This window comes from Dyadobacter sp. (assembly GCF_051859145.1).
Taxonomy (GTDB): domain Bacteria; phylum Bacteroidota; class Bacteroidia; order Cytophagales; family Spirosomataceae; genus Dyadobacter.
Map to the genome: position 1 here is coordinate 2,275 of NZ_JBHYGF010000049.1, position 10,945 is coordinate 13,219.

Here is a 10,945-nt window from a genome sequence, read left to right on the forward strand (position 1 = left end):
GTCACCCCAGCAAAACCCACAACACCATCACCGCCGCAAAGCTCACCAGCCCTTGCAAACCCGTAAGTATCGTATGCGTGCGGTACGTATCCCTGGCTGAAATGCCGGTAAACTGCGATACAACCCAAAACCACGCATCGTTGGTATGTGACACCACCATCGCGCCGCTGCCTACTGCCATTACTACAAGGGTGATTTGAATGGGAGTAATAAAGCCCAGTGAAGCAAGTAGTGGCGCAAGTATGCTGGTTGTTAACACCATTGAAGAAGTTGTTGAACCCTGCGCTGTTTTAAAGAATGCAGCAATCAGAAACGCGATTAGTAACAAATAGCCGCCTGACATTTCGTTTGACAATAACCACTCACTTACCATTTCCTTCAGGTGCGTTTCTTTCAGAATAGCGCCGAAAGCGCCACCTGCGCCGACCAGCACCAGCGTGGTACCGCAATGCTCAATGCCACTTTTAAAACAGAACATCATCCGTTCGGCGGCATTTTCAGGGAATAATGAATAACTGAAAAAGATAGCCAGCAGGAATGAAACCAGCGGACTTCCGAAAAATCCCAGCCACATTGTCCATTCCTTAGGAAATTGGAGGATACTGGCGAAAGAAGCAAGTGTAATCAGCAGAATAGGAAGCACAATGGGCATAAAAGCTTTCCACGCTGGCGGTAGCTGTCTTTCCGGGATTAGCACGGGCTCCTCGACAGCCGCTTCGGTCGTGATTTCAATGTTCCGCGCGAACTTCTGAGCAAACCAGGTGGAAAGAAAAAGACTGGGCACGGACACAATCAAACCGATTAAAATCACCAAACCGACAGAGTCGGAAATCCCCAGATTACCTGCGGCGGAAAGTGGCCCGGGCGTTGGTGGTACCAGCGTATGTGTCGCAAACAAACCACCTGAAAGCGATAGTGCAATAGTACCCAGCGGCTTGCCTGTGCGTTTGGCGACTATCTGGTTAAGCTTATGTAAAATAATAAAACCGGAGTCGCAGAAAACCGGGACACCTACGATCCCGCCGATAACGGACATGGCAAATGCAGGATGTTTCTCACCAAAAAGCTTCAAAATCACGTCAGCTACCTTGATCGCTGCGCCGGATTTATCCAGGATCGCGCCGATTACGCAGCCGAGAATGACCATTAATCCGATCTTCGACATTAATTCTCCAAATCCCTTTCCGATGGTTTCGGCCAGTTTGTCAATCGGAAGACCTGCAAAAACGCCTACTCCGATCGCCGCCAGCAGCAATCCTACCAGCGGATGCAGCTTGAACACGGTAGAACTGAGAACAATGAAAACAATCGCAGCGAAGACGATGAAAATGATCATATCATGCGAATTTACAGGAGTTTCATCACCGCCTCGTCCCCCATTACTGCATTGGCTGGCCTCGGGTGTGCTTCGTTGAAAACTTCCAGTTCCTTTTGAGTCAGCACTTTGGAAGGCTCTTCGTCAATATTCCCCAGGGAATTGGTTACTGCTTTTATGTTCAGATTGAGATGCTTAGCCATAAAAGCATACATTGCCTTTCTTTTGGAAGGACCAAAGTCATGCTTTTCATCAGCCAGGTGAACTGCTTCCAGCTGGTCTGTTTTCCCGTACAAACTATAAATGTTTTTAATAAAGGGATATTCTACCTCCGGGGTATTTTTGGTCCAGTCGCCACCATCGGAAATCAGGATCATCGGCCGGGGAGCTGCTAGTGCCGCTATTTCCACATTGTTAGTCTGATAGTCTCCTTTTTTATGAATGGGTAAGCCGCTTTCGCAAACACAGCCTCCGAAGAAATAAGCTGAAACCATCACGACCGGAACAGACACCTTTACACGATCGTCCATTGCAGCCAGCAGGAAAGTCTGCGTGCCGCCGCCTGACTCACCCGTAACTGCTATTCTTTCGGGATCAACGCCGGGAATGGAGAGCAAATAATCCAGCGCACGAATGCTGTTGATCGTCTGCAATTTGAGCGCTTTGGGCATTTTGTGTGCAGTTTGCTTCGAATCGCCCTGTCCGACCATATCCCAGACAAAAACAATCGCGCCCATCCGCGCCAGCGTTGCGCAACGTTTTTGCGTTTGCTCCCTGAAACGTCCGTGCGGATTTTCACCATGTCCGTGCGGTGCCAGGATACCTGCATAAGATTTCTGCTTTTTCAAAGGCCGGTACAAATTGCCCGTCACATAAATGCCCGGTATACTTTCAAACGCGACACTTTCAATGGAATACCCGTCCATTTCCCTGCGGCTGTGAACGATCGGCTTTGAAGTAGGTTTGGGAGGCAGCGTTTTCAAATCCATACCTTCCCGGATCTGTTGCCTGATCTGCGCAGCCCGCGTTTCCCACGCCAGTTTGGAGGTTACCTTATGTTTTTCAAGAAATTCTTTCCCCTGCTCCTCAGTGAAATACGCACCCTGACAAAGCTCAGCAGCTTGTCCGAAACAATGAAGCTGAAACAAGAACAGCCCAGATAACACAAGAACAATAGCCTTCATTTGAAGAATAATAAGTTTGTCAAAAAAGCACTGGCTGGGAAGAACTACTGCTTGTAAGGCTGTCGGCTTTCGGCTGTCGGCCGTCGGCCTTTATTAATGTAACTATTGACGATATCCGTTTTCTCTAAACCGTCAGGTTCAAAAAAGCCGAAAGCCGATTGCCGACAGCAGACGGCTAACAGCCACCTCATAAAATCGCCACCTTAATATACCTTTCAATAATTTTTGCCTCTACGCGGTTTAATGTGCCTTTGTACTCTCCGTCGATCTGGAAATGGGCTTCTTTATCGAGACATTCTATAATGGCGTGTTTTACGGATATTACCTTCATGATTTCAGGGTTGAAATCGGTGTTGCCCGCGAGGATCTTGGCCGTTTCGATGAAGTCCAGCTTCTTGGCGATCACGAGCTCAAAAAGTCCATCTGACATATCCCCCTTCGGATTGATCGTGACCCCGGTACCGTACTTCTGTGCATTCGCGATGATGACGATCAATGCGTCTGTTTCAATCACTTCGTCCGGCGTGGTAATTCTTGCCAGGAAGTTTTCATGCTCACTTAGCGTTTTCAGCATTTCACGCGCGTAACCCAGCTTGCCGCGTGTTTCGCTGTTTTCATAATTTTTGACCAATAATGCATTTAACCCTAAATCACTTAAATGCAGACTGATATCCCCGTTGATCGACACGGCATCCATGTGCATGATATTACCTCCGAAAGCAACATCCATAGCCTGGTCTATGGCGCCTGATAATCCGAAATCGACCGAAAGGCCATTTGCTGAACCGGCGGGAATAATGCCCATGATGATATCGACACCATATACCGCCTGCGCTACCAGAGAGATAGTCCCGTCCCCGCCTGCAACCAGTACACGCTCCGGTTTGATCTCATTTACGATATCCCGGATTTGTTCCAGATCATCCGCTCCGGTAGTAGAATACATACGCAATCCATACCCCTCTGCCTCTGCTTTTTCAATAGCTTTCTCAAAAATAACATCCTTGTTGACGTCGCCGGAGATCGGATTAACAACCAGCAAAACTTTTCGTTCTGAAAACATAATGGCTAAATTAGGGTCGTAAAGTCTAAGTGGGTTAAAGATAGTTATGAAACGTTGTGACTTAAAACTGTATCGCGGCTATGCGAATAAAACGGAACTGGTTGTTTTTGGACATGTTGTTAGAAAGTATCCTTCCGGCGATCGTAAATACACGCGCAGCGGTTTCCGTTACGCAAGAACGATCATTGAACTGTTCTCCATTAAAACCATTCCGTTCCTGAAAGTAGTATTGAAAGTAGGAAACCTGACTGCTGAAACAACCGCTGAGGCAGATGGCTATTTCCGTTTTCAGGTACCTTTTACCGAGAGCATGTCCAGCGGCTGGCACACGTTTGAAGTGAGTGTTGATGAGGAGATAAATGGAAAAAAGTACCAGGCAACGAGCACAGAGGAGTTTTTCTTACCTTATAAAACTTCTTACGGGTTAATATCTGATATTGACGACACATTCCTGATCTCACACAGCCGCCGCTCTTTCCGCAAGCTTTTCGTTTTGCTGGCGCGGAATGTACAGGCCAGGAAGCCTTTTGATGATGTGGTAAAACATTACCAGCTCCTCTCATTTGCGAGTCGTACGCATCCACAGAAAGAGAGTAATATCTTCTTTTATGTGTCCAGCAGCGAATGGAACCTTTACGATATGATCGTCAGGTTTGCCGAGCTAAATGGACTACCGAAAGCAATTTTAAAACTGAAAAAGATAAAGTCAGGGCTTGATGATTTTGTAATGACGGGTGCCGGCTCGCATGATCATAAGCTAAGGAAAATTCATAATATCATTAACTTCTACCCCGAGCTGCAATTTATTTTATTGGGTGACGATTCGCAGAAAGACCCTGAGATTTATGAAGAGATCTGCCGCACTTTCCCTACCAATATCCGCGCTGTTTACATCCGGCAAACCAGGAAACGCAGCAGGCCCGATACAACAGTTTTAATCAAAAGTATCCAGGAACAGGGCATTGACGCGTGCTACTTCGCACATAGCAACAAAGCGATTATTCATTCACTCGATCAGGGGATCGTTGTTCAGACGCCAGCCGAGCCGCTTACCGAAATCATCCCCAAAGAAATCATTGAAAACCAAACTCCGAAAACATCTTGACAGGTTGAAGTCAACATTTATAAATGGAAACAGCACACATACTTTAACCTGACACCATGAAGAAGATACTTATCGTCGAAGACGACCGCAGAATTGCCCAGAATATATTTCGCGGACTGGCAGCAGAACATTTTGAGGCTGAAATAGCCTATGATGGTATCACGGGAAAGCAGCTCGCGCTGGACAAAAAGTTTGACCTGGTACTCCTGGACGTGAATTTACCAGGAATGAAAGGATATGATGTATGTCAGCAAATACGGATTTACAAGCCGGCACTTCCCATTATCATGCTCACTGCCTACGGAGAAATTGAGGACAAGATTGAAGGACTTAACCGGGGCGCTGACGATTACATCGTTAAACCATTTGATTTCAGGGAGCTTCTAGCCCGCATCAATGCCGCATTGCGCGTGTCGGTGCTCAACAATCCAGAGACAACAGATACCATACTGAGGATTGCCGATCTTGAAATGAACCTGGGTACCAAGCAAGTGAAACGTGCAGGTAATGCAATCGACCTGACGGCGAAAGAATTTGCATTGCTCGAATACTTCCTGATGCACCGCGGAAGGGTAGTATCCAAAATGGATCTGGCAGAACACGTGTGGCATCTTAATTTCGATCCGGGTACCAATGTAGTGGAGGTATATATCAATTATTTACGTAAAAAAGTAGATAAGGATTTTGCGGTAAAACTGATTCACACCCGTCCCGGAATGGGCTACATCATGAAAGAAGAGTAAAGTACCTATGAAAATAAAAGACCGGCTCGCATTGCAGTTTACGCTACTTGTAGCGGCGATACTCCTTTTGTTTTCATTCGCGATTTACAGCGTATCCGAGCATTACAGGCAGGAGGAATTTTACGACCGGCTAAAAAGCAGGGCACAAACCACCTGCCGGTTGCTGGTAAAAGTAAAAGGCATTGACAAGGATTTGCTCAAAGCAATTGACCAGAATACACTATCTGAAATGCTGGATGAAAAGGTACTGATCTTTGACAAAGAGAATGAAATGATCTATTCCAGTGTTGACGACAAGCTCCTGACCTATCGAAAATCACTGCTCGATGAAGTGCGTGAGAAGAAGTATATTGAATTCCATCAAGGTGAAAATGAGGTGATCGGGTTGTTTTACCAGGACGATAGTGAGCCGCTTGTAGTCCTGGCTTCTGCCTACGATACTTTTGGCCACAGCAAACTCGCCAACCTGAAAAATACATTGGGTTGGGGTTTACTCGCGGGCATTGCAGTTACAGTGGGGCTGGGCATTTACTTTGCGGGCAATGCGCTCCGTCCGATCAACCGGATCAATGGACAGATATCACTTATCACTGCGCAGAACCTGTCGCAGCAACTCGATGAGGGAAACAGAAAAGATGAAATCGCGCAGCTTGCCATCAACTTCAACACCGTTCTAGACCGTCTTAACAAGGCCTTTGAACAACAAAAAAGTTTTGTATCCCACGCTTCACACGAGTTGCGCACACCGTTGGCCGCGTTGAAATCGGAGATACAGCTTGGGCAGCGATTTACTGCAAGTAACCCCGACCTGGTGGAAGTATTCAATAACTTATCGTCGGATACTGAGCGGCTGATCAGCATAACCAATAACCTGCTGTTTCTTGCAAGATCACTGGAAAACGTTGGTAACCTGAAAATGGCACCTGTACACATTGAAGACCTTGCATTCCTGGCAAAAGAAGAACTCCTGGCCGCACACCCTGACTACGAGGTGACCATCGGCTATGAAACCATCCCTGAAAACGAGAACGAAACGGTGATCAAAGGAAATGAGGAATTGCTAAAAAGGGTTTTTTCCAATCTGCTGGATAATGCCTGTAAATATTCTTCAAACCATCAGGCGCAGATCCTCATTTCATCCAATGCAAAATCCTGCATTGTGAAAGTGAAAGACAACGGGATCGGAATCGGCCAGGAAGACATTTCGCACATTTTCAATCCATTTTTTAGATCGTCAAATGCGTCGGGCGTACCCGGTTTCGGCATTGGTCTGTCCATTTGCCAGCGAATTATTGAACTCCATCACGGCCACATTTCAGTGACCAGCGAACTTGGTGCAGGAAGCGAGTTCCGGGTGCAGCTTAGTCATGTTTGACCTCGTTTTTTTCCCCTAAATCCCCTGAAGGGGACTTTGCGTTACGCTCTACCCCCCTTCCGGGGGGCAGGGGGGCCTGCTCTTTGCAATTTGCGTTATCTACCATACCCCCCTCCGGGGGGCAGGGGGGGCTGCTCTTTGCAATTTGCGTTATCTACCAATACCCCCCTCCGGGGGGCAGGGGGGCATTTTTGCATTACCCCCACGGCCGCCCAATAGCCGCATTCTAATTTTTTTCTAACGTTATTTTAAGCCTGCTGTAATACTGGCGTCCGAATATCGCATCATTCTAAAACAGAAATTATGCGAACCTATTTCATCGGGCTGCTTATCTTAACCGTCACCGGTTTACACGCACAGGATACACTCAAACTCACTATCAGGCAGGCTGATAGTCTTTTCCTCCAGAACAACCTCGAACTGCTTGCCGAGAAATACCAGATTGATATTGCGAAATCGATAGAAATCCAGGACAAGCTCTGGAACAATCCGACTTTTGGTGTCGAGATCAATGCTTACAGCCCATCCCGTGGCGCATTTGACGTAGGCAAAAATGGTCAGAAAGTTTTCACGATCTCCCAGCTGATTACCAGGGCCGGGAAGCGTAACAAACAAGTCGCGCTTGATGTGGAGAGCACCCGCAAGAGTGAGTACCAATTTTATGATCTGGTACGTACCCTCAAATTCGAACTGCGCCAGAACTTCTTCGAAACCTATTATCTGGAACAAACCGTCGCATTGTACGACACGCAGATCAATACGCTGAATACCACCGTAAGCGCCTTCGAAAAGGAATATGCCCGGAAAAACATTTCGCTGAAAGAAGTGGTACGCCTGAAAGCCCTGCTTTTCCAGCTTACGAATGACCGGGCAGATATCCTCTTTGAACTGCAGGAAAACCAGCGGGATCTTCGCACGTTGCTGAACACCGAGCGGCCTGTAAAGTCGGTGGTAGACAGTTCCGATATCCGAAGGTACCAGCTTGACAGGTACACTCCGGCCGCATTAAAGGACCGAGCTTTACAGAGCCGCGCCGACCTGAAAGTGGCGCAATCACAGACGAAAGAAGCAGAACTTAACTACACCTTGCAAAAGGCGCTGGCTATACCGGACATTGAGGTCGGAGCGATTTATGATCAGGCGAGTAATTATGTCAATAACTATTTCGGTATAAATGCGACGATTTCCCTACCCTTTTTTAACCGGAATCAAGGAAACATCAGAGCAGCCAAAACCAACATCAGCTATTACAAAACAGCTGAAAATGCACGCCAGAACAGCGTAGGCAATGAAGTTGACGCGGCTATCCAGAAGGTTGGCATCGCCGAGAAAGCCTACCAGAGTGTTGAAAATCAATTTACGGATCAGTTTCAGCTACTCAGCAGCGGTATTTACGACAACTTTCAGAAACGGAACATTACCCTCCTCGAATTCATCGATTTTATTGAAACCTACAACGAGAGCATCAAGGAATACAACCGCCTGCAGGCTGATCGCATTAAGGTTTACGAGGAACTGAACTACGTGGTTGGCGAGGAGCTATTTAACTGATAATCATACAAATCGAACAATTTAATGGCCTGGCCACTTTTATAATGATCAAAAATATAATTTACTCCGCTGCGCTTGCCGCACTTGGCCTTGGTTTCGGGGCTTGTGAAAAAAAGCAGGCAGATGCCGAAGAGTCAAAAGCATTTATGCTGTCGGATACAATGATGACCCGCATTAAGCTGGATACTGTACAAACCGAACCTGTCCGCAATGAGCTGACGCTCGTCGGCAAGGTAGTACCTGATGAAAACCAGGTAATTAAGGTATACCCATTGGTAGGTGGCAATGTCGAAGAAGTGGATGTGGAGCTCGGCGACAATGTGCGTAAAGGTCAGAAACTCGCTGTGATACGCTCGGGTGAAGTAGCGGATTTTGAGCGGCAGATGATCCAGGCGCAGTCGGACCTGCTGGTGGCGCAGAAGAACCTATCTTCCACCGAAGATTTGTTTGAGAGCAAGCTGGTTCCTGAGCGCGACGTGATCTCGGCGAGACAGATGGTTGACAAAGCACAGGCGGAACTCAGCCGGGTCAAGGAAATTTTCTCTATTTATGGTTTGGGTAAATCCACCAACTACACAGTCAAGTCGCCAATCAACGGATTCATCATCGACAAAAATGTAAATCGCGGTATGCAGCTGCGCTCCGACAATTCGGAGAGCCTTTTCACTGTCGGACAAATCGCCGATGTGTGGGTAATGGCGAATGTAAATGAAAGTGATATTCCAAGGATCAAGCTGGGAATGACCGCAGAAGTGCGCACGATCAGCTTTTCGGACGAAGTGTTCAAAGGTAAGGTGGACAAAATCTATAACGTGCTCGACCCGGATACCAAGGCGATGAAGATCCGCATTCAGCTTCAAAATGTAGGCTTCAAGCTCAAACCCGAAATGCATGCAACTGTGAGTCTTAATTTCGAGGAAGGCAGCGAAATGCAGGCCATACCATCACAGGCGATCATATTTGACCGCAGCAAAAACTGGGTAATGGTATACCACAGCCGCAGCAAAATCGAAACCCGCCCCGTAGAAGTATACCGCTCTCTGGCCAACCGGACTTACATCAAATCCGGCCTTCAACCCGGCGAAACAATCATTTCCAAAAACCAGCTACTGGTTTATGACGCGCTGAATGACTAGGTAATTTTGAATGAGTGAATGAGTGAATGAGTGAGTTAGCGAATTGCGAGTTAGTGAGTTAGTAAGTTTTAAATTTTGAATGATTGAATGACTGAATGATTGAATGTTTTTAGTTGGTGAACGAGCGTGTTTGCTCGCTGTCATCCTGACGTCTGATTTATTCAAAATCATCAATTTGACTACTAAGAAGCCCTCTTCTCGCTAAAATCCTTTCACTTACCTATTCGGTCATTCAATCATTCAGTCATTCAAAATTCACTCACTCACTAACTCACTAACTCACAACTCAACTAACCCATTCGCTCATTCAATCATTCAGTCATTCAAAATTCACTCATTCACTCATTGAACAATGAACAAATTCATCCGAGGAATCGTCGGGTTTTCTTTGAAAAACCGGTTCTTCATATTTTTCCTGACAGGCTTGTTGATTGTCGCAGGCGTTGTCAGCTATCGGGATACGCCGCTGGAAGCTTTTCCGGACGTTACCAATACGCAGATTATTATAGTAACCCAATGGAATGGACGCAGTGCCGAGGAAATTGAGCGGTTTGTGACCGTGCCCATTGAAGTGGCCATGAACTCGGTGCAGCAGAAATCCAATGTCCGCAGTACTACGATGTTCGGGCTGAGCATTATCAAGATCATATTTGATGATAATGTCGAGGACTTTTTTGCGCGGCAACAGGTTAATAACCAGCTCAGAAACATTTCACTGCCCGAAGGCGTAGAGCCTGACGTACAGCCGCCTTACGGACCGACAGGTGAGATTTTCAGATTTACATTAAAAAGCAAAGACCGCGACAGCCGCGAGCTGTTGACTTTACACAACTGGGTAATTGACAGACAACTGCGCAGCATTCCCGGTGTGGCCGATGTGGTCGCATTTGGTGGAAGGGAAAAGATTTATGAAGTGCAGGTGAACCCTACCAAGCTGGTTAAATACAATATTACACCCCTGGAAGTGTACCAGGCTGTAACCAAGAGCAATATCAATGTCGGCGGTGATGTAATTGAGAAAAACGGGCAGGCTTATGTGGTTAGGGGGATTGGGTTACTCAACTCCATTCCTGATATACAGAACATTATCGTGGAATTTGTAAAGGATAACCCGGTGCTTGTGAAAGACGTAGCCGACGTACGCGAGTCGGATATGCCGCGGGTTGGTCAGGTGGGTTTGGATAAAAATGATGATGTGGTGGAAGGTATCGTCGTGCAGCGGAAAGGGGAAAATCCGAGCGAGGTACTGGCGCGTATAAAGGATAAGGTGAATGAATTGAACACCAAAATTCTCCCGCCGGACGTCAAGATGGTTACCTTTTATGATCGAGACAATCTGATTGAATTTTGTGCACATACTGTAAAGCATAACCTCCTGGAAGGAATTGTGCTGGTAACTGTGATAGTCTTCATTTTCATGGCCGACTGGCGGACGACAGTTATCGTTTCGATCATCATTCCGCTTGCATTGCT

The 10,945-nt window shown here is 46.8% G+C and carries 9 protein-coding genes; 6 read left to right on the top strand and 3 right to left on the bottom strand.

Going from position 1 to position 10,945, the window contains the following annotated elements:
- Nucleotide 1 precedes the first annotated feature (1 nt).
- From ACTIE6_RS04130 to ACTIE6_RS04140, 3 genes are all read right to left on the bottom strand, one after another.
- Nucleotides 2-1,336: a GntP family permease gene (locus ACTIE6_RS04130; protein ID WP_439555421.1), complete on the bottom strand. Its 1,335-nt coding sequence runs from the start codon at nucleotides 1,334-1,336 to the stop codon at nucleotides 2-4.
- 11 nt (nucleotides 1,337-1,347) lie between these two features.
- The gene (locus ACTIE6_RS04135; RefSeq protein WP_439555422.1) at nucleotides 1,348-2,499 is read right to left on the bottom strand and encodes an alpha/beta hydrolase family protein; all 1,152 of its coding nucleotides are present in this window, start codon (nucleotides 2,497-2,499) and stop codon (nucleotides 1,348-1,350) included.
- 187 nt (nucleotides 2,500-2,686) lie between these two features.
- Nucleotides 2,687-3,562: a diacylglycerol/lipid kinase family protein gene (locus ACTIE6_RS04140; protein WP_439555423.1), complete on the bottom strand. Its 876-nt coding sequence runs from the start codon at nucleotides 3,560-3,562 to the stop codon at nucleotides 2,687-2,689.
- 46 nt (nucleotides 3,563-3,608) lie between these two features.
- Here ACTIE6_RS04140 and ACTIE6_RS04145 point away from each other — a divergent pair, with 46 nt between their 5' ends.
- The 6 genes from ACTIE6_RS04145 to ACTIE6_RS04170 form a co-directional block, all read left to right on the top strand.
- Nucleotides 3,609-4,667: an App1 family protein gene (locus tag ACTIE6_RS04145; RefSeq protein WP_439555424.1), complete on the top strand. Its 1,059-nt coding sequence runs from the start codon at nucleotides 3,609-3,611 to the stop codon at nucleotides 4,665-4,667.
- Nucleotides 4,668-4,723: 56 nt separating this feature from the next.
- On the top strand, nucleotides 4,724-5,410 hold the full coding sequence (locus tag ACTIE6_RS04150; RefSeq protein WP_439555425.1) for a response regulator transcription factor: 687 nt from the start codon (nucleotides 4,724-4,726) through the stop codon (nucleotides 5,408-5,410).
- A gap of 7 nt (nucleotides 5,411-5,417) precedes the next feature.
- Entirely contained in the window at nucleotides 5,418-6,785 is a 1,368-nt protein-coding gene (locus ACTIE6_RS04155; protein ID WP_439555426.1) for a HAMP domain-containing sensor histidine kinase, read from the top strand.
- Between the two features lie 303 nt (nucleotides 6,786-7,088).
- Nucleotides 7,089-8,336 (top strand): TolC family protein, encoded by a 1,248-nt coding sequence (locus ACTIE6_RS04160; protein WP_439555427.1) that lies wholly within the window; start codon nucleotides 7,089-7,091, stop codon nucleotides 8,334-8,336.
- 44 nt (nucleotides 8,337-8,380) lie between these two features.
- Nucleotides 8,381-9,472 (top strand): efflux RND transporter periplasmic adaptor subunit, encoded by a 1,092-nt coding sequence (locus ACTIE6_RS04165; protein WP_439555428.1) that lies wholly within the window; start codon nucleotides 8,381-8,383, stop codon nucleotides 9,470-9,472.
- A 352-nt stretch (nucleotides 9,473-9,824) separates the two neighbouring features.
- The coding region (locus ACTIE6_RS04170; protein WP_439555429.1) for an efflux RND transporter permease subunit at nucleotides 9,825-10,945 on the top strand (1,121 nt) is incomplete at its 3' end.